The sequence below is a fragment of the Nostoc sp. FACHB-190 genome (genome assembly GCF_014696905.1).
GTDB lineage: Bacteria > Cyanobacteriota > Cyanobacteriia > Cyanobacteriales > Nostocaceae > Nostoc_B.
The window spans coordinates 1-19,006 of record NZ_JACJQW010000022.1; the positions used below are offsets into that span (position 1 = coordinate 1).

At 40.8% G+C, this 19,006-nt stretch carries 19 protein-coding genes; 11 read left to right on the top strand and 8 right to left on the bottom strand.

Annotated features, from left to right (window positions below; genetic code table 11):
• Positions 1-423 precede the first annotated feature (423 nt).
• Entirely contained in the window at positions 424-831 is a 408-nt protein-coding gene (locus H6G28_RS21725) for a hypothetical protein (protein ID WP_190674060.1), read from the top strand.
• 281 nt (positions 832-1,112) lie between these two features.
• Here H6G28_RS21725 and H6G28_RS21730 read toward each other — a convergent pair whose 3' ends face one another.
• Positions 1,113-2,312, bottom strand: coding sequence for an acyl-CoA dehydrogenase family protein (locus H6G28_RS21730; RefSeq protein WP_190674063.1), 1,200 nt, complete (start codon positions 2,310-2,312; stop codon positions 1,113-1,115).
• Positions 2,313-2,757: 445 nt separating this feature from the next.
• Here H6G28_RS21730 and H6G28_RS21735 point away from each other — a divergent pair, with 445 nt between their 5' ends.
• Together H6G28_RS21735 and H6G28_RS21740 are read left to right on the top strand one after the other, a co-directional pair.
• Positions 2,758-3,174 (top strand): TMEM165/GDT1 family protein, encoded by a 417-nt coding sequence (locus H6G28_RS21735; RefSeq protein ID WP_190591866.1) that lies wholly within the window; start codon positions 2,758-2,760, stop codon positions 3,172-3,174.
• Positions 3,175-3,221: 47 nt separating this feature from the next.
• Complete coding sequence (locus H6G28_RS21740) at positions 3,222-3,515, top strand: TMEM165/GDT1 family protein (protein ID WP_190674066.1); 294 nt, start codon at positions 3,222-3,224, stop codon at positions 3,513-3,515.
• Positions 3,516-3,794: 279 nt separating this feature from the next.
• Here the strand turns inward: H6G28_RS21740 and H6G28_RS21745 are convergent, their stop codons facing one another.
• The gene (locus H6G28_RS21745) at positions 3,795-4,286 is read right to left on the bottom strand and encodes a DUF4149 domain-containing protein (protein WP_190591864.1); all 492 of its coding nucleotides are present in this window, start codon (positions 4,284-4,286) and stop codon (positions 3,795-3,797) included.
• 232 nt (positions 4,287-4,518) lie between these two features.
• On the opposite strand from H6G28_RS21745, the gene H6G28_RS21750 reads away from it, so the two are divergent.
• The 3 genes from H6G28_RS21750 to H6G28_RS21755 are packed head-to-tail and all read left to right on the top strand — an operon-like array spanning position 4,519 to position 6,167.
• The gene (locus H6G28_RS21750) at positions 4,519-5,094 is read left to right on the top strand and encodes a DUF2808 domain-containing protein (protein ID WP_190674069.1); all 576 of its coding nucleotides are present in this window, start codon (positions 4,519-4,521) and stop codon (positions 5,092-5,094) included.
• Complete coding sequence (locus H6G28_RS37420) at positions 5,070-5,198, top strand: hypothetical protein (protein WP_277877201.1); 129 nt, start codon at positions 5,070-5,072, stop codon at positions 5,196-5,198. Before H6G28_RS21750 ends, H6G28_RS37420 begins: the two co-directional genes overlap by 25 nt.
• A 36-nt stretch (positions 5,199-5,234) precedes the next feature.
• On the top strand, positions 5,235-6,167 hold the full coding sequence (locus tag H6G28_RS21755) for a DUF4351 domain-containing protein (RefSeq protein WP_190674071.1): 933 nt from the start codon (positions 5,235-5,237) through the stop codon (positions 6,165-6,167).
• Between the two features lie 457 nt (positions 6,168-6,624).
• Here H6G28_RS21755 and H6G28_RS21760 read toward each other — a convergent pair whose 3' ends face one another.
• Positions 6,625-9,216 carry a GAF domain-containing protein gene (locus tag H6G28_RS21760; protein ID WP_190591861.1) on the bottom strand — a complete coding sequence of 864 codons (2,592 nt, stop codon included), beginning with the start codon at positions 9,214-9,216 and terminating at the stop codon, positions 6,625-6,627.
• 1,067 nt (positions 9,217-10,283) lie between these two features.
• Between H6G28_RS21760 and H6G28_RS21765 the strand changes: the two genes are divergently transcribed.
• Positions 10,284-10,646, top strand: coding sequence for a four-helix bundle copper-binding protein (locus H6G28_RS21765; protein ID WP_190674076.1), 363 nt, complete (start codon positions 10,284-10,286; stop codon positions 10,644-10,646).
• Positions 10,647-10,680: 34 nt separating this feature from the next.
• Here the strand turns inward: H6G28_RS21765 and H6G28_RS21770 are convergent, their stop codons facing one another.
• Positions 10,681-10,908 carry a hypothetical protein gene (locus tag H6G28_RS21770; protein WP_190674079.1) on the bottom strand — a complete coding sequence of 76 codons (228 nt, stop codon included), beginning with the start codon at positions 10,906-10,908 and terminating at the stop codon, positions 10,681-10,683.
• Between the two features lie 224 nt (positions 10,909-11,132).
• Here H6G28_RS21770 and H6G28_RS21775 point away from each other — a divergent pair, with 224 nt between their 5' ends.
• Positions 11,133-11,771 carry a hypothetical protein gene (locus tag H6G28_RS21775; RefSeq protein WP_190674083.1) on the top strand — a complete coding sequence of 213 codons (639 nt, stop codon included), beginning with the start codon at positions 11,133-11,135 and terminating at the stop codon, positions 11,769-11,771.
• Between the two features lie 431 nt (positions 11,772-12,202).
• Here the strand turns inward: H6G28_RS21775 and H6G28_RS21780 are convergent, their stop codons facing one another.
• A complete protein-coding gene (locus H6G28_RS21780) occupies positions 12,203-13,633 on the bottom strand; it encodes an LCP family protein (RefSeq protein ID WP_190591858.1) in 1,431 nt (476 codons plus the stop codon).
• Between the two features lie 279 nt (positions 13,634-13,912).
• Positions 13,913-14,344: a hypothetical protein gene (locus tag H6G28_RS21785; protein WP_190591857.1), complete on the bottom strand. Its 432-nt coding sequence runs from the start codon at positions 14,342-14,344 to the stop codon at positions 13,913-13,915.
• Positions 14,345-14,452: 108 nt separating this feature from the next.
• Between H6G28_RS21785 and H6G28_RS21790 the strand changes: the two genes are divergently transcribed.
• From H6G28_RS21790 to trmFO, 3 genes are all read left to right on the top strand, one after another.
• Complete coding sequence (locus H6G28_RS21790; protein ID WP_190674086.1) at positions 14,453-15,628, top strand: AI-2E family transporter; 1,176 nt, start codon at positions 14,453-14,455, stop codon at positions 15,626-15,628.
• A 96-nt stretch (positions 15,629-15,724) separates the two neighbouring features.
• On the top strand, positions 15,725-15,856 hold the full coding sequence (locus H6G28_RS37425; RefSeq protein WP_277883243.1) for a hypothetical protein: 132 nt from the start codon (positions 15,725-15,727) through the stop codon (positions 15,854-15,856).
• Positions 15,857-15,931: 75 nt separating this feature from the next.
• Positions 15,932-17,251: an FADH(2)-oxidizing methylenetetrahydrofolate--tRNA-(uracil(54)-C(5))-methyltransferase TrmFO gene (gene trmFO / locus H6G28_RS21795; RefSeq protein ID WP_190674088.1), complete on the top strand. Its 1,320-nt coding sequence runs from the start codon at positions 15,932-15,934 to the stop codon at positions 17,249-17,251.
• Between the two features lie 28 nt (positions 17,252-17,279).
• On the opposite strand, the gene H6G28_RS21800 is transcribed toward trmFO, so the two are convergent.
• Positions 17,280-17,669 carry a VOC family protein gene (locus H6G28_RS21800; RefSeq protein WP_190674090.1) on the bottom strand — a complete coding sequence of 130 codons (390 nt, stop codon included), beginning with the start codon at positions 17,667-17,669 and terminating at the stop codon, positions 17,280-17,282.
• 54 nt (positions 17,670-17,723) lie between these two features.
• Positions 17,724-18,263 carry a GAF domain-containing protein gene (locus H6G28_RS21805; protein ID WP_190591851.1) on the bottom strand — a complete coding sequence of 180 codons (540 nt, stop codon included), beginning with the start codon at positions 18,261-18,263 and terminating at the stop codon, positions 17,724-17,726.
• Between the last annotated feature and the right edge of the window lie 743 nt (positions 18,264-19,006).

Here is a 19,006-nt window from a genome sequence, read left to right on the forward strand (position 1 = left end):
GTATCAACTATTTTTTGGCGAAAGTCGAGGGAATATGGTTTCATTTTTACCCTTGAGTAGATACACTGATTTATTTTAATTAGTGTACTTCATTAGACTGGTAAACGCTATAAGGCTACTGAGCATTGAGCGACTTGCCTTGAGCGTAGTCGTTCGCGTTAGCGTCTCCGCAGGAGAAAGGAGTCGAAATGCTTCTTATAAATAAATAATTGTGTCTACCTACTTACAACGTCTCTACAGCAACTTGATTAAATCTAGAAATTGTCAACCTCTCAACTGCTATACATCTCAAGATATAGAAGCAATATAATTTTTTGATTTAAATCTATTCTCAAGATAGTAGATATACTTGCGGCAACATTCTAATCTAGTTCTCGAAGCTATGAAACAACATACTTTTCTTTAAATTCGAGGGCATAAATTATGGCTAATGAAAAATTTAAAAAAGCAGTAGATTCATCCGAAAGAGCAGAAGTAGATACTTATGATAGAGGCATTGTACCTGCTGAAACTGCTGCTCGGAAAGAAAGAGAAGGAGATTTATATAAAACATTACCCACAGAAGAAAGAGAAGCAGCAGCCTCTACTGATGACCAAACCGACGCAGAAAGTATCCACACTACAGACGGTTACACAGTGGATAAAGAAGGTTTATTAAATAACTACGCAGTTGAACCAGAAATGTATTACGAAGTTCCTGGTGATGCACGTCAAGAAGCCGCCGAAGATAGCACACAACGAATGAACGAACTTCAAGAAGTCAATGAAGATAAAGCAGGCGAATTAACAGAAAAAGGTGACAAACGCGGTAGAGGCCCAGGAATAATTTAAGTAAGTGGACATAATTATCTTAGAAGACGCATTTCGACTGACGCTACGCGAACGCTCAATGCTCAGTACGTAGGATGTATTAGCGACAGCGTAACGCATCTACGCAAAGTTTTCGGTGCGTTCGCCTTACTCTAAATCCTTGGCTCTCTTCGCGGTTTGTTTCTTAAGATTCTGTGCATCTTCATACAGAATTAGTATCACTTGCCAACTGTTTGATAAAACTCCACCAATAACCTCTCTTAAAAAGTTTAAGAGAGGTTTTATTTCACAGCACTTTCAACTCAGCACTCAGCACTTTTATTAAGTACTGCTTTTCCTAAAGATTGACAAATCACATCATTTTGTGGTGTGTGAATACGACTGCACAAAACATCACGATAATGTCTTTCTAAAGGATTTTTCTTCATTAATCCAGGATTACCAATAAGTTCTAAACCAATTTCTACTGCACGAATTGAATTGGTGGTGCTGAGATATTTTACAGCTTGTGCTTGTAATTCTACATTAGGTTCAGACTCGCCTTTGTCAACTGCTTGTGCCAAGTTGTAAATTAGTTGGCGGTTAGCATACAGCAGTGCTTCGATTTCACCGACAGCTATTTGAAAGCGTGACAAACTAGCAAGTGGTGTTCCCAAATTTGACGGAGTGCGATCGCCCAGGTATTCTATTAACCAGTCTCGCCCAGCTGTGGCAACTCCCAAATACAAAGCACTCAATGTCAAGCTGTTCCACACGGCTGTCATCGGGTCTGGTGGTGATTTAATAGAGACAGGACGAATATCTAAAGCATATTCATCGGGAATTAGGACATTTTCTAAGATTAAATCATGACTCCCAGTTGCTCTCATTCCCAAATGATCCCAAGTTTCGACAATTCGCAACCCAGGTAAATCACAAGGAACTAAAAAATTACCAACTTGGGGTTCATCTTCATCTGTTTTTGCCCAAACCACAAAGTAGCTGAGAATTGGACTACCTGTGGTGTATTGTTTATGTCCAGTTAACAGCCAGCCTTGTGGTGTTTTTTGGGCGGTTGTTGCTGGTAAACCGCCTCTGGCTGGTGTACCTAACTCTGGTTCTACACGGGCGGCGTTGATGAGGGCGGAGTTGGCGATCGCTTCCCGACAAACTTTCTTGTATACTTCAGGATGCCAGGAACGACTACGATTAGCTTTAGCATGTTGTAAATAGTGCATATTCAACACTAAAGCCGTAGAAGCATCACCACTGGCTATCCCCTCAATAACTTGACAAATACTAGCCAGCCCTAAATCCTGTCCACCCAAATCACGGGGAATAGTTAAACCCAACAGTCCTGCTTGATGCAGCGCCGTAAAATTTTCAAAAGGAAATGAACCATCTTTATCATGCACTGCGGCGCGAGTCGCAAAATCTTGTGATAGGGTTTTAACTTGATCAAAAAGTGACAAAGAAGTTTCTAAGCCTTGATTTACAAAGGTTTCTAATACTACTTGCTTCATTTTAATGCCAGCCCAAAATGGACTTAAAATTACAGATATTAGTCAATAAATCGCAAATAACAAAGTTGATATTTCCTCACTCAGCATATCTGAGTGAGGAGCAAAAACAAGAATTGGATAGACGCTTAGAACTACATTGACAAAACCCAAACCGGGGTTCCAGTTGGGAACAGGTTAAACAGCGACTGGGTTTTTTAGGACTTACGCATAAAAACGAAAAATCAAGGGTTTTGGCGAGGGTGCAAGGGTACAGGGTATAGGGGTGTATATATCTAAAACCCTTAAGCCACACACCCTTACACCCTTACACCCAATCTTCATAGACAATCTTTGTGCGTAAGTCCTGTTTTTCTCAAAAATATATCAGTTAATAGTTGCAATTTATGACAAATATCTGAGAAAATGAGAAAAATATGAAAAACTCCTAGTAACAAAAATACTGCCTGTGAAACTTGACACTGCGCCTGTGGTTATTTCTGCGAAAGACCTGCCAGAATTAAAAGAAAACGCTAAATCTCAACTGGATGCTGCAAATATTGAGCCTCTGCAATCTGTAATTACGGAAAGTCCCAAAAAGCGAGAATCGACATTTGTTGTTTTCAGCACAACATTCATTACGATATTTCTCGCAGAAATTGGTGATAAAACCCAGCTATCAACCTTATTAATGAGTGCAGAATCTCACGCGCCTTGGGTAGTGTTTCTGGGGTCTGCGGCTGCATTAATCAGCACAAGTTTACTAGGTGTACTTTTGGGAAGTTGGATATCTAGCCGCCTCAGTCCCAAAACTGTAGAAAAATCAGCCGGAGTTATGTTGCTGTTAATTTCCGTCATGCTGTTTTGGGATATATTGCAAGGTTAATTTATATCCCTATTCCCCACTCACCATTCCCTACTCCCCTTAACATTATGGATTGGCATCTTTTAGGACTAAGTTTTATTACAGTTTTTTTATCAGAATTAGGTGACAAAAGCCAGTTAGCTGCGATCGCACTTTCTAGCCGTGGCCAGTCTCAAAAGTCGATATTTTTTGGCACAGCAGGCGCGTTATTATTGACTAGCCTTTTAGGCGCATTGGCTGGCGGTGCAGTTGCAGAGTTATTACCTACACGGATATTAAAAGCGATCGCGGCTGTAGGTTTTGCAATTCTGGCTGCAAGGTTATTATTTTTTAACAATGAAGAATCACCCGAATCGGAATAAACACCTTGAAGAAGCAGTCAGAATCAATTTAATAAATTTTGACTAAAAAATGAGAACCCCAGTTTTTCTAAAAAGCTGGGGTTTTTTCACCTTCAATTTTCACCGACGGATTAGTTTTTCAATTCAAAGACAATATTTGTAGCACTTTTGAAGTTAGTGAGGTACACCATGAGTAATAAGTAAATTTCTAACTCATTACTTTTTTCAATCAGTTGCTGTAACTCATAAACATCGAATCTGCTGTAGGTGAGTTTCCTGTTATCGACTCCCAATTCCCTATTATTCAGCCTGCATCCGCCAGCATTGGCCTAACAATATTCCGCCAGTCAACAGCTTCACTGCATCCAATACCCAGTAACCACCATGTAATAAATCCATTGCTGCGGGAATTGTGGATGTTTCAAACAAATTGAGATGAACACCAGCCGCGCACATATTGGGAGTTAAAAAATAAGTTTCTAGAAGAGATACTGTGAGTAAAATAACCGCAAACACAATAGTGTTAGGATGCCAGTTATGTTGAGTTTTACTCAAAGCCAATACACCAGTTAAAATGATCGCCGCCGATAACAACTCTATGCGATTAAAATTCCAAAAAATTGCGTAGCCTGCTGTAGTAAAACCAGCTTCATTCATCATGCCAGAAAAATAAAGGGTAGGCATTATTACCCAATCTAAAATCAGACTAGCACTTAACCAAAAACCCAAGGTCAACATAATGGCGGGTTGCCAAATTGACCGCTTGAATGCAAATGTAGAAAGTGTATTCATAATACGAAATAATTACTGTGCTTTTACTCTTAGTTTCTAACTTTAAGAGTAACTTTGACAACAAATATCAATTAAATTTTGCAAAATAGTATTAACTAAGACCAGAAATAAGTAACAAAGATGTAATAAAAATATTTATGCTTGTGCTTGTTTAATGCTGAAGATGATGGCAATAATACAGGCACGACGCACTCAACTTACAATATAAATTAAGTAACCATCCCAAAAATTTATGCGTCCTAAAGTATTATTGGGTGCAGCGATCGCCAGCATAACCTTAATCAAGGGCTATCTCCTGCCAAGTTACGCCATTCAATTACAAGATGGCACAGTGTATTTTGCACAACCACCCCGGTTAGTTAATACTGTCACTACTTATAACGAGATTTACGCCTGGGGTGCGACATATTACTTTACAATCAGTTTGCCAGAAAATGCGGGTGAACCACTACAACGCCTAGCAATTAATCAGCATGAAGGTGTAGACAATATTACTTTTGATTTAAACGACAGTGTGGCTTTTGAAGGTAAACCTTCTGGTAAGGGACAAAAGGTAGCATTACAAACTGTAACAGGCGATCGCAAAACCAGGACAATCACCTTGACATTTGACCCGCCAGTGTCTCCCGGTAAAACCATTACCATTGGTTTAAAACCTTGGCAAAATCCCCGCAGTAGTGGTGTTTATCTGTTTGGAGTTACGGCTTTTCCTACAGGTGAAAAATCTCACGGACAATTTTTAGGTTATGGCAGATTACACTTTTACAATAGCGGTGACTCAGTTTGGCGGCCTGGTTTCTGGCGCTAAAAAATCGTCATCAATTAATAAATAAGCTTGATAATTTATGTTTAATTTACCAGCGATCGCCATCAGATATCTTTTGTGATTATGGAGGGCGATCGCTTTGGTAAAATAACAGACATTATCCGGCGTAAATCATTTAAATAATGACGATATTTATTCATGATCAATTCTCCAAAGACTATTTAGAAGAACTACTAAAACCCTTCGGACAAGTCCAAGCACCAAGCCGAGTCGCAGCCGAAGTCAAAGAAATAGACGTGTTATTTACACCAATTCCCAACCAAACAGCTAACTTAAACACCTTGGGAATATTAGGCAGAATGGCGACAACACCAGCCATCTTTGAACCCTTTCGCAACCCAGTATCCATCGAAGAAATTAAAGATTGTCTTTCAAAATCATTAGAAGTAAACAAGGCAATTCAGCGAGAAGCAAATCGCAGCAAAAGCAAAATCTCAGACTCAGAAATTCCTCAACAATGGATACTCACACCCACTGCATCAGAGTCAATCCTTACTGGTTTTGGTGCAGTTCTCAAATCAGATTGGGTGGAGGGAGTATACTTTTTACCTGAATATTTGCGAACAGCTATAGTCGTAATTCATCAGTTACCATCTATTCCCGAAACACTATGGCTGAGAATCCTGGGGCGTGGGAAAGTGCAGCAACGAGCGATTGATGAATTAACAGCACTACCAGCAAATCACCCCTTTCAAAAAGTGACGCTAGAATTACTTTATAGCCTGCAACAAAATTTACGAATTAACCAAAATATCGAAACAGATGATCGGGAGTTAGTGATGAGATTAGCACCACTGTATCAGGAAGACAGAGAACGCGCTAGACAAGAAGGTTTAAAACAAGGCTTACAACAAGGCTTACAACAAGGAGAACAACAGCTAATTCTGCGGCTGTTAAATCGGCGTTTAGGAGAAATCGATCTATCTTTAATCGAGCAAATTCAAGGACTATCTATTGAACAATTAGAATCTCTGGGAGAAGCATTGTTAGATTTTGCCACAGTGGCAGATTTAGAAGCTTGGTTAAGCCAACACAAAGATAAAACGAATCAGTAAACCGATTGAAAAAAGTAATGAATAATGAGTAATGAGTTAGAAATTTACTTATTACTCACTATTTATTACTCATAGTGTGATTCACTTACTTCAAAAGTGCTGTAATACCTGATTGTAGAGAATTGTAGAGACGTTGTATACAACGTCTCTACAGTATTTAATAGTAGTCACATATATCAAATATCAAATATGAGTCCTATATAACAATCCTAAATGATATGTGAGAGTTCAAAAAGCCTCAAACGCTTATAAAACAAGGATTTTTATCTACGTATTTTCTCACGTTTGGGGTAGGATTGCTATAGCAGTCATATTTGATTTCTGAAAAAAAATCAGTACACTCGGATCAGACTTCTTTCCTACTCCCTACTCCCCATTCCCTACTCCCTACCTACACAAATTCAGGAATCAAACCTTATTCCTATAAATTGCATCTGCTCATATTACACAGATAATTTTACTTTTCATTAAACGTCCAAACGCCGTCATCCCAATCGAAATCAGTTGGGGGTGATTGTAGCCAATGCTGACAACGCAAAAGATGTAACATTGCTGCTTTATCTTGGTTGTCAAATGCTAAAACTTTGGCAAATTCAGCCCTCGCATAAGTGAACTGACGCTTGAGATAATACTCACGTCCTTTGTGATAGTGTTCGATAACTTGCAATTTTTCACTGGGAATTGGGTCAGAACGTAAACCAACTAATTCATAGATAGATACTGGTTCGTTTCTACCTTTGACACGAATGTAATCTAATTCTCTCGCCCAAATATATTCTTGGCAGGGTTTAAATGTATTGTCACTCAGAATAATATCGCAACCATATTGTTTGCTGACGCTTTCTAAGCGAGAACCCAGGTTAACACCATCACCAATGGCGGTAAATTCCATCCGCTTACTTGAACCGATATTGCCACTAATCACGGTATCGGAATTAATGCCAATGCCAATATTAATTCTTGGTTTATTCGCAGCGTAACGACGTTGATTAAATTCGTGCAAGCGATGACGCATTTCTATGGATGTTTGTACCGCCATCCAAGCATGTTCTTCTAAAGGTAGAGGTGAACCAAACACGGCCATAATGGCATCACCGATGTATTTATCAAGTGTGCCTTTATGTTTAAAAACCGCTTCTACCATTGATTCAAAATATTCATTTAGCATACTCACCACTTCTTCTGCTTCTAGGTTTTCTGTCAAAGTGGTGTAGCCGCGAATATCCGAGAACAAGATGGAAACTTCTTTGCGATCGCCTCCTAATTTGGCATCATCTAACTTGAGTAATTCTTCCGCTAATTCCTGAGTCATGTAGCGGTACATAGTACTCTTGAGGCGTTTCTCATCGCTAATGTCTTCCATCACCACCAACGCACCCCGGACTTGCTGTTGGTCGTTGACATCGGCTATGGAGTTAATTGATAAATTAATACTGTGTTGTTCTTGTTCTGTACCAGTGCTGATGAGCGTGCGGTCTGGATAATATTGCTGACGGCGTTTGATATCATCTCCGTGTAGAGCGTCTTGAAACCATTTGCTAAAGTCGCCTTCTTTAATTGCGATCGCTTCATCAATTGATTTCCCTTCTAAACGTTCTTCGGCTTCTACACCTAGCAAGCGTTTCGCACTTTCATTGGCAGCAATAATACAACCTGATTTATCGGTAGAAATAACACCATTAGAAAGACTCCGCAAAATATCTCGCTGCATTTGTTCTTGTTGCTTAACTGTGGCAAACAATTGAGCATTTTGCAGCGCCACCCCCGCTTGAATATTAAAAGCTTCCATAAAATCTTCGTCGTTGCGGTCGAAGCTGGCTTGGAAGCATTCTGGCGCTTTTGGCCAAGTTGCAGGATTATAAGGCGGAAATTCACCCGATTTCTTTTTATTGACCAACTGTGTAACACCAATCAATTGTTGATCGGCGTTAAACACTGGCATACACAATAAGCTACAGGTACGGTAGCCATTTTGTTGGTCAAGTTTTTTGGCTGTTTCTGAGTCGGGATTATCGTACAAATCAAAGGGAATATTTAGGGTTTTGCCAGATGCAGCCACTATCCCCGCAAAACCTTTACCGATGGGTACACGTAATTCTCTTTTTGTCCCATCATCTTGAGTAATTTTCGTCCATAATTCATGACGATCGCGATCAATTAACCACAAGGTACTGCGATCGGCGTTCATCAGTTCCTTGGCTTCGTCCATTACCCGCTTCAGGGTATCTTCTAAATCCAAACTGCTTTGGCTCAAAGATTTGATGGCTTTCATCAACGCCGCCGCCGCCCTTTGTTTTTGCGTCGCCATGTAAAAAGAGCGCGAAGATTCTAAAATCAGGCGAATTGATGGCGCAAATTCTTGAAATAACTGTTCGTCACTGCGTGTAAAACCTACTGTATCAATTCGCTCTGCTAATGGGGCGTTGATATCGTGGATAGACTTTAATTTGTTCAGTAACTGCACTACTGCTACTAACTGCCCTTGTTCATTTAACAGTGGCAAAGCCAGCATTGTATAGGTACGGTAGCCGGTCACTTTTTCTTGGGCTTGGGCAAAGATTGACCGGGGGTCACTATAAAAATCAAACGGAATATTAACTACTTGTTTGAGGGTGGCGACTTCACCCGCAATGCCTTTATCGGCTGGGATGCGAATTTCTAAGGAGCGATCGCCTTCTCCCGCCGCTACAATTGACCATAATTCTTGTTTTTCCTCATCTAACAAAAATATAGTCGTCCGGTCTGCTCCTAATAATTCCCCAGTTTTTAAGGTAATGGACTGCAACATTTCTTGCAGGATTGTCTCAAACCCATGAGAATCTAGCATTGACAGGGTTTGGTGTACAATCTGTAACTTATGCTCAACTTCAGTCACCACTTGTTTAAAAGTGTCCTGAGTCAAAGGAGCCAGAAAAGTAGAAATAGTTCCTTTTCTTCTAGCAAGGGCACCCACAGGAGCTGAATTGGGTTGTAATTGTTGATTTTCTTGGTTGTGAACACCAATAATTAAATCAGCGGTCTCCCCAACACCACGTTGATGCACTGTCATAAGTAGTTTTTTTATAGCAAGAATTAGACTTTAGGAATAATTAACAATGTCATTAGTTTTATTTATGTATAGCTCAAAGCTATACAAGGATTGACATTACCCACAGTTTAATCGCTTGTTGAGCAAGCGTCATCCTGCTTTACCCCTGTCTTTGCCAATCCTCGGTTTGATGGAATTTGGGCGTAAACAAATATAGTGCTTTTTCTGGCCATGTTCTTTGCTGAAGATACGATAGCGAAAACTCAGCTGTCATGCGGAATTTTCGTGGATGAGACCAAATTCCGTCAGATGTGATTGATCTGGCAGACAATATCTATGAGACTAGTATTTTGATAATTCCCAAAGTTTTGGCTAAACTAACAGCCCTAGTTTTTGGAAAGATGGTAGTTCCCTGTAATACTTTAATTTTATCAATTTTTAGAATTTTCTGGAGTTGACTCAATTTTGTACAAATTGCCCAGTGGCGATGATACTGAGTTCGACAAGGTAGACAGGGTAAATTGTTGAAATTATCTGTAAAGGCGGGGAGTAGGTAGGGGCGGGTTTACTCAATCAATCTGTACATAAAATTCTTCATCAACCCGCCCTTACAGAAGTAGGAAAGAGCATTTTATTAGAGATTTTTGATTTATCAAGCATAGAAACTAGCGTTGATTATTGAATAAATCTAGATATCTGTGAATTACTAGAAATCTATCTTTAGATAAATGAAATTTCCCCAAAATTTCGTATTAAGTTTAAATTACTTTTTAATTGCTTGTTAAAGAAATATAACATTATTGAGGTCTGTAACATCGCTCTAGACTGACTTTACAGCTAGGTTTTGCCGCCGCGAAAGAATCTCCAGCCTAATACCGTAGTTTAAAAGCTGAATAGATTAATTATTTGCGAATAAACATCACTATTTTAGGGGTTATTGTTGAGTAATTCCGGTAAATTTATCGGAATTAATGTCTTCAAAAAATGATAAAAACGTCTATTGACCCCTGAAAAATATCAGATTAATGTTATAGGTAAGTCCAGCAAAGGACGCGATAAAAGCATCAAAAAATCAGGAGATTTTTCTTATGATGATGATGATGACTGAATCCATGACTGCGGAAATGCAAACCTGTATGAACGCTTGCATGGAATGTCAGAAAATGTGCATGGAAACTATGACTTACTGCATGAGTAAAGGCGGTATGTACATGGATATGTCCATGATGGGCATGATGCGTGATTGCTCTGAGATGTGCATGATGTGTATGAACATGATGATGGGCGGTTCCGAATTTATGGGACGCACTTGTATGTTGTGTGCTGAGATGTGCGATCGCTGTGCCATGACTTGTGAAAAAATGAGCGATGATGCCAAAATGATGGAATGTGCCGCAGCTTGCCGTAAATGCGCCGAAGCCTGCCGTTCTATGCACATGATGCCTGCTTAATTTAATTACTTCGCAGAAGTTTCTCTGCAACCTATTATTCAAACGCCCAGACTGATACAGCCTGGGCGTTTGAAGTTGTTTTGGAGCAGAAGTCAGAACTTGTCATACCAAATTTAAAAATGATTGCGACAAATGAATTGCCCAAAAGCTTATACCATTTCACGAAATTACTGATAGAAATCGCTTCCTCTGCAACTCTGCTTCTGGTCGCCGAGCGTTCGCGCAGCGTCTCCGTCAGGAGAAGTCGAGGCGCTACTTGCATATCCGTATCATTTTTAAAGTGAAATGGTATTACCAGTAAAGCCTGTCTCAATCCAAAATCTGTCTTGAAAAGTTTGCTCAAGTCGGGGAACCCGCCCACGCAACTTTTCGCAAAATCTAAAATCCAAAATGGTATAACCTGCTATAAATTGCGGAAATTGTTGTGGAAAAGTTGGAGCTATTATTTCTGGATAGTTTAAAAGATCAGATTCCCAGGAGTGAATTATGCAAATTCACAACAAGCAAATTCAGCAATGGATTTTGTCACCAATTTTGATGAGTTTAGTCGCAGCAGGAACAATTGCTTACCAAGTTCCAGTTAATGCTTCTGTAACTAACCAAGCGATCGCAAAACCAATAGGGACATTAGCACAAGCTTCAGGAGTTTACCGCAGCGATCGCTTTCGTTTTCGCTTTGGTTACTCCAACAAAGATTTTGTCATAGATAACAAGATATCAACTCCGAAAAATAATGTTGGTGAGCCTCTCGCAGCTATTGACATCTGGACTAAACAACACGCCCAAAAAATTCGCGCTGGAGCTTATGCAGGTGGTACAGAATATCCTGCTAATGTGCAAGTTGCCGTATACAATAATCCCCGCAAATTTTCTTTGCAGCAGTGGATAAAACAGAGTAACCAGTTTTCCGCAACCCGTGACTTTAAATCTGCGAAAATTGCCGGACAAACGGGCGTAAAATTTTATTCTAGTGGATTATACGAAAACGAACACGTTGCTTTTATTAGTCCTAAAGATTCTCGAATTATTGTTGTGTCATTATCCAAAACTGGTTACGGTAACGATGATGCTGTTTACAGACGAGCATATCAACAAGTTGTAAACTCCTTCACGTTCCTGAAATAGATCAAAAGGGATAGGGATGTACTTGCTCAAAACCCTTACACCTCATACTCTTTCACCCTTACACTCATTCTTAACTAGGACTTATACCAATTTAATATGAAGACGCATATAAAAATCAATTACCCCCCTTAATCCTCCCTGGGAAAGGGGGGAAATAAGACAATCTAGTTCCCTCCCCTTTATAAGGGGAGGGTTAGGGAGGGGTAAAATACTGTGCAGCTTTACATAAAATTGGTATTACGCATCAAAACGAAAAATCAATGGTTTTGGCGAGGGTGTAGGGGTATAGGGGTATAGGGTGTACTTATTCAAAATCCTTACACCTAATCTCCACAGATAATCTTTGTGCGTGAGTCTTGAATAAAAAACAGCAGGGGAAAGGTGAATCCATTTTCCTCTGCTGTTGAAAAAGTCTGTGATTTAATTAATTGCTAATAAGATTGAGTCGACGAATCATTCAAAGGCATTTGATGTTGTAGCCAATCTTTGCCTACTTGAATGCTGACATCAGAATATAGGCTACCAGTGCTTTCGACACGGACTTCGCCAATTCCTAGAAGATCCCGTATTGATTCCGCACTACTGCCGTCTCCTTGTTGAGCAACAATGTGGGTGACTTCTAATGGTTCAGTCCAAGGCTTGGCGATATAAACATTCCGATAACCAGCCCTTTCTAAAGCGCGAATTAAAGGACGTAGGGCGGCGCGATCGCTTCCTGTGCTATCTTGAATGGCAACGCGCACAGAACCAGGATCACTCGCTTGTGGCTCAGTATTTTCAGCCTCTGATTCTAAGCCGAATTGTTTAGCCATAAGCTTGGCAATGCCATTTTTGCTAGGCAACCAATAGCTGGCATCATACTCGCCTTTCTCGCTAAAGCGTCCTGGCAGCATTAACATCTCCATGTTGGAGCGATTAGTCCGCACACCAAAGCCTAATAAAGCAACTAATTCTTCTACCGTTAAGTTAGTGTCAATGTGTTCTTTGACTACATTCAGAACTTTGGGTAATTGCGCTAAAGTTGCAGGGTTGAGGCTTTGATCAGTTAAAGCTCGGATGACCATTTGCTGGCGTTGAATCCGACCAATATCACCTAATTCATCATGACGAAAACGCAGCAATTGTAGTGCTTGGTCGCCGTTGAGATGTTGCTTACCCGCTTTTAAATTAATATATAGATGTTGAGATTCATCTTTGTATTTCATGTCTTTGGGAACATAGACTGTAACGCCACCCAAAGCATCAATGAGTTTAGCAACTCCCAAAACATTAATCCGAATGTAGCGGTCAATACCAACACCACCCAAGAGATTGCTGACGGTTTTGGCTGTTAAAGCCGGGCCGCCTTCCACATTGGCGGCGTTAATTTTTCTTGTGCCATAGCCTTCGATTTCTGTGCGAGTATCTCTGGGAATCGAAAGCATGACTATTTTTTTGGTCTGTGGGTCAAATTTGACCAATAGCATGACATCCGAAAGACCATCAAAAGAGTTGACTTGGGGCAAGTAGCGGAGGTTTTTAGCTTCTTCGGGAGGATTTTGAACATCGGGGGGTAGTACGCTCATCCCCATGACTAAAAGATTCACCGGACGAGTTAATTCAGAAAAGCGCAACCCACCACCGGCGATCGCATCGCTGTCAAAGACGGCTTCTTCTTGGGGACTGAGATCGGCTTGCTGCAATGGCGTTCTAGTCAAAGAAACTGCCAATAAAGCACCAGCCATTGCTGATACCATTGCAATGCCGCTCATCCCCACCCAGAACCACAACCAACGTCCCGATTTAGGGTTTATCGACTTTCTACCCTTCATATTGGGGGTTTTTGAGTGGTTTTCTTCCGCCGAAGTTCTTTGAATGGTCACAGACTTCCTCACACTTGCTGATTAAATTCGGTAAATTTGCAGATTATCAGTATGCAAATAATCAACTCATAGTAGTTAACTCTTAATTAACCATGTTGACTTTTCGCTATTATGTCAACCACAACACTTATAGCAGGATTTTTATTTTTTGGGGCAAATCCTGATATGTTTTATTGAAGTATGACAACAATAAGTCACTTTGACTAGATCCGCTAGAAGATAATTTGTAATTAGATAAAAATTCAGTAAAAATACCGTCTAGAGATTGACAAAACAGCATCACGATAAATACTTGCCCAAGACTCGCTCGGCTAGGTAGCTCAACCCTGGTAAACGACTAGATTGACCGCGAATAATCCGAAAAATTAGCCAAATACTCACTAAAAAATAACCAGATGTCAGAAAGCTATTGAGTATTAATAAACGCAAGGCAAAAAATTCCGAAGATGCTGATCCAGTTGCTAATAAGAGATAAGCTAAAAGCCAAGCAAATGTCATAGTAACAGACTGGCGGCTAACTATTAGTTGTTCCCGACTTCCTTGACGACGGTAGAGAGTCCACAGAGATGGCAGCACCCCAATCACGGGAATAACATAAATCACTAAATTTATTTTATTGGGGCGGGAGTTTTGACTAAAAATCTCAGGTGAGGTAGGGTGATCCCTGTCCTCTCTGCCGAAAGAATCATGAATTGGGTCAAAATTTTCCATTTGGCTGAGTCTAATCCTAAACTAGAGGGATGAAAGACTGTAATGTAGTTAGAGATAATAGGCTTTAGAGAAAGATTTTATTTAGTTTTATCTCGCAAGCGGCTAAAGATGCAGACACGCAAGCTAATCGACTGGTGGCAGACCCTAACACCAATAGCGCGAATCGGAGCGATCGCTCTATTCGCACCAGTGCTAGTCCTCAATGGGTGGGCAATTTCCGCAATTTTTGATTATTTCCATTCTCTAATAGTTATTTTAGTCGGAGCCTCAGTACTGGCATTTCTCCTCAACTACCCTGTTAGCTGGATGGAACGCCACGGGGCAAAGCGAGAGCAAGTTGCTGTGCTGGTGTTTTTACTAGCATTATCAATTTTGTTAGCATTGGGCGTGACTCTGTTTCCCCTGGCCCTCACCCAAGCGCAACAACTGGTGGCGCGTATACCAGAGTTAATTGACTCTGGGCGATCGCAGTTGATGATGTTAAACGAAAAAGCAGAACTCCTCGGCTTACCAATTAACCTTGATGCACTTGTAGTCCAAATCAACGATCGCGTCAAGGGACAATTACAAGCGATCGCGGGACAAGTCCTCAACTTGGCTGTTGTCACCTTCACCAGCTTGCTCGATTTTCTGCTGACGATGGTTTTGACTTTCTATCTTTTGCAGCACGGTGATGAACTCTGGCAAAGTTTAGTAGAGTGGCTACCCAGCCGATTTCGGGAACCTTTCTCCCAAACAGTCCGCCTCAGTTTCCAAAACTTTTTTATCACCCAGCTAATTTTATCTACCTGTATGGCATCCGCCTTAATTCCTGCCTTTTTATGGCTCAAGGTGCCATTTGGGTTGTTATTTGGCTTGACGATTGGGATTATGGCGCTTGTCCCCTTTGGCGGTTCTGTGGGGATTATTCTCACGACTTCATTGGTGGCGTTGCAAGACTTTTGGATGGGAACCAGAGTTTTACTCGCAGCTGTAATTGTGCAGCAAATTTTAGAAAATTTAATTGCGCCGCGCATCTTGGGCAGTTTTACTGGCTTAAATCCAGTGTGGATACTAATTTCTGTCTTGACTGGTGCCAGAATTGGCGGATTGTTGGGTGTAATTGTCGCTGTACCTACGGCTGTGATTGTTAAAACTGCATTAGTCGCCCTCCGTCCTGGGAAGTTTAGTGAAACCGATGACAGCACGGCAAAATGTGATAAACAAACCACCAGCGTAGTTGATGAATCACCCAAAGCTGAAGTCAACAACCCCCTCAGCTTTTCGGAACCGACTTTACCTTAATAATTCAGTTGGTTTTTAAAGGGTAAATAAAATTTATGTATTTTTGTGATGGCGATCGCATAAGTTGGGTGCGATCGCTTTTTAGTCAAATCTGGTATGAGTAATTTCTCTAGATCAGGACTTACGCAAAAATTCCCAAAAAGCTTAATTTATCGTAGACGCGAAGCGGCTTCCCGCAGGGTACCGCCAAGTCGCCGAGAACGCCAAGAAATCGTAGAGTCTGTGTAAGTCCTATAGATGTGATGAACTAATACATTACAGTGGTAATTAACCGCAGATAAACGCAGACGGACGCAGATGATTATGGAACAACAACCGATACAAGTAATTGGAGGTGGACTAGCTGGAACAGAAGCAGCATGGCAAATTGCTCAAGCTGGAGTACCTGTCATTTTCCATGAAATGCGCCCTCAACGCTTCAGTCCTGCCCATCACACAGAACATTTGGCAGAGTTAGTTTGTAGTAATTCTTTTGGGGCGATGGCCAGCGATCGCGCGGCGGGATTACTGCACGAAGAACTGCGACAATTAAATTCTATTGTCATATTTAAAGCTGATGAACATGCAGTGCCGGCGGGTGGGGCGTTGGCTGTGGACAGAGGCCAATTTAGTCAAGATTTAACCGCAACTTTATCGAACCATCCTTTAGTAGAATTTCGGCGCGGTGAAGTCAAGGCTATTCCTGAAGGTATTGTGGTGTTAGCAACCGGGCCGTTAACTAGTCCTGAATTGGCAGAAGACTTGCACCGCTTCACGGGAATGGAGTATATGAGCTTTTTTGATGCGGCTAGTCCCATTATTGTTGGTGAATCGATTAACCGTGATGTTGCTTTTATGGCATCGCGCTATGACAAAGGTGAAGCCGCCTATCTCAACTGCCCGATGAATAAAGAACAGTATTTGCAGTTTTGGCAAGCTTTGTGTCAAGCAGAACAAACAGAATTGAAAGATTTTGAACGGGAAACAGCCAAGTTTTTTGAAGCTTGTTTACCAATTGAAGAATTAGCACAACGGGGCGAAGATACAATGCGTTACGGCCCCTTAAAACCAGTCGGTTTATCTGATAGCCGGACTGAGGAACGTCCCTATGCTGTGGTGCAGTTGCGTCAAGAAGATAAAGCTGGGCAACTGTGGAATATGGTAGGTTTCCAAACTAATCTGCGTTGGGGTGAACAAAAGCGAGTTTTTCAATTGATTCCAGGTTTGGAAAAGGCAGAATTTGTGCGGTTGGGAGTAATGCACCGCAACACTTTTATTAATGCACCCCAACTAATGCAGCCTACTTTGCAATTTAAACAACGTCCCACATTACTAGCGGCTGGACAGTTAATTGGTACGGAAGGTTACACGGCGGCGGCGGCTGGTGGTTGGTTGGCGGGAACTAATGCCGCCCGGTTGGCTTTGGGCAAAGAACCGTTGATTTTACCGCCTACGACAATGCTAGGGGCGTTATTAGAGTTTATTAGTTCAGCTTCACCGAAACATTTTCAACCAATGCCGCCTAATTTTGGAATTTTGCCAGATTTAGGTGTGAAAATTAAAAGTAAGCCAGAGCGTTATGGACGTTACCGCGATCGCTCTTTGGTAGATTTAGCTAACTGGAAAACTCAATTAGAGTGCTGAATGCTGAGTAAAAATTCTCCTGCCCTCTTCAAGCACTCACTAACGACACCAGCACACCATTCAAATCGCGCACACGCGCAACTGTCTGTCCTCCTGGTATGGCTTTAGGTGCATCTAAGGGTTTTGCCCCTGCACCTATCGCTTTCATGTAAGCTGTGCCAACATCCGGTGTGACAAATGAAAGTTGCATTAGTGCTGGTGGTTGTGCAGGATCATGACTGCGAAAACCACTCGGAAATAATGTTTCGGCTTCACTGGTTGAGGAGAATGCTAAGGTGGTTTCGCCAGTTTCCATTTCAGCCCAAATCGATTTATCTGTTTCTTTGAGAGTACGACGCACTAGCCCGAATGCTTTTTCGTAAAATTCCACGGTCTTAATGACATCGTTGACCCAAATAATTGTATAACCCAGTTTCATTGTTGATTCTCCTATCAGCACAGTAAGTAGTTGCCCAAAATTAAATTCATTAATTTAACTTCCTAAAATATTCCCGTCGGTGGCGAGGGTTTTCGCTGCTGTTTGCACTAAATTGATATCTGCTTGCGACCAAATGCGGGGTGCTTGACATTGATGCGCGACTAGCAGCCCCCACAAGCCTTTGGGAACTAAAATCGGCACTACTAAATTGGCACGTACCTGGATGCTGTGGAGAAACTGACGGTGACAAGCTGGTAAAGGTTCAAGGTTAGTATCTGCGATCGCTCTCACTCTACCAGCTAAATATAAAGCTGCATATTCATTGGTAAAACAATTATCTGCCCCTGTGGAACCCAAAATCGAATATTTATCAGAACTTAAGGATTCAAATGTAACTTGGCCATGCCATTGCCAATAAAAGTAATATAAGACTACGCGATCGGCTTGGAGTGATTCTCTCAATTCATGAGTTGTTTGCCGAATCAAAGCATCGCGCTGCATTGTTCTGACAAGGCGCTCTAAAACTCTTCGTAACCCCTGCTCAACAGGCTGGTTTGATCTAGGATCAAATTCTGAGTGAGAATGAATTTGCACAGTTCTACTAATGACGAGTTAGGTCAAGTCTGTAGAAATTTTATAGTAATTTATCCAACATCTGAGAGTCGATTTCTAAAGTAAATATTAAGTATGTTATTTTACAGCTAAATCAGGATTAGCAGTCGAGTAACAGAGTTTTGGGTGCGTTAGATTAACGATAATTTAAGCTTTGCTAGATAAAGTATCTCTGAAATAAACAACCTTAAAACATACATCTTACTAATTTGATGTTAATCGAATTACCTATAGGAATAATATTTTATTTCTGAAAAAATGTCAGTAGTGGCGTGGCAAGCCTTAAATGTTGCATTAAAAAATAGATTTTATCTGTGTTCATCAGCGTTTATCTGCGTTTTTATCCAAATCTAATGCACTACTTTAGCCTTGCCACGCCAGTAGGGTGTGTTAGTTGTAAGCCGTAACGCACCGAAAACTTTGCGTAGATGCCGTACTCTCGCCAATAAAACATCCTAAGTACATTTCAGAAATAAAATCATAGTTCTATATTACTTACCCAGCAGCATATTCAAGGATAAATCAGACCAAATTATATGTGCATAATAAACAAAAATAAATCTAAATCTCAATTATAAATTACATATAAAATCTAGTATATCTCAAAGTTAATTCGGATTTTACGCAGTTTCATTTTTGCAACCATTGATAATTATTATATTCTAGCGAATACCAACTTATAATAGTTAGCTATAAATTTAACAATCTCTGATTTTGAATATCAT

Bases quoted from the DNA above. Each gene is read 5' to 3' on its own strand.
- H6G28_RS21775 (WP_190674083.1), top strand. From the start codon at position 11,133: ATGCAAATTCACAACAAGCAAATTCAGCAATGGATTTTGTCACCAATT.
- H6G28_RS21800 (WP_190674090.1), bottom strand. From the start codon at position 17,669: ATGAAACTGGGTTATACAATTATTTGGGTCAACGATGTCATTAAGACC.
- H6G28_RS21755 (WP_190674071.1), top strand. From the start codon at position 5,235: ATGACGATATTTATTCATGATCAATTCTCCAAAGACTATTTAGAAGAA.
- H6G28_RS21785 (WP_190591857.1), bottom strand. From the start codon at position 14,344: ATGGAAAATTTTGACCCAATTCATGATTCTTTCGGCAGAGAGGACAGG.
- H6G28_RS21745 (WP_190591864.1), bottom strand. From the start codon at position 4,286: ATGAATACACTTTCTACATTTGCATTCAAGCGGTCAATTTGGCAACCC.
- H6G28_RS21790 (WP_190674086.1), top strand. From the start codon at position 14,453: ATGCAGACACGCAAGCTAATCGACTGGTGGCAGACCCTAACACCAATA.
- H6G28_RS21765 (WP_190674076.1), top strand. From the start codon at position 10,284: ATGATGATGATGATGACTGAATCCATGACTGCGGAAATGCAAACCTGT.
- H6G28_RS21760 (WP_190591861.1), bottom strand. From the start codon at position 9,216: ATGACAGTGCATCAACGTGGTGTTGGGGAGACCGCTGATTTAATTATT.
- H6G28_RS21750 (WP_190674069.1), top strand. From the start codon at position 4,519: ATGCGTCCTAAAGTATTATTGGGTGCAGCGATCGCCAGCATAACCTTA.
- H6G28_RS21725 (WP_190674060.1), top strand. From the start codon at position 424: ATGGCTAATGAAAAATTTAAAAAAGCAGTAGATTCATCCGAAAGAGCA.
- H6G28_RS21770 (WP_190674079.1), bottom strand. From the start codon at position 10,908: ATGCAAGTAGCGCCTCGACTTCTCCTGACGGAGACGCTGCGCGAACGC.
- H6G28_RS21740 (WP_190674066.1), top strand. From the start codon at position 3,222: ATGGATTGGCATCTTTTAGGACTAAGTTTTATTACAGTTTTTTTATCA.
- H6G28_RS37425 (WP_277883243.1), top strand. From the start codon at position 15,725: ATGAGTAATTTCTCTAGATCAGGACTTACGCAAAAATTCCCAAAAAGC.
- trmFO (WP_190674088.1), top strand. From the start codon at position 15,932: ATGGAACAACAACCGATACAAGTAATTGGAGGTGGACTAGCTGGAACA.
- H6G28_RS21730 (WP_190674063.1), bottom strand. From the start codon at position 2,312: ATGAAGCAAGTAGTATTAGAAACCTTTGTAAATCAAGGCTTAGAAACT.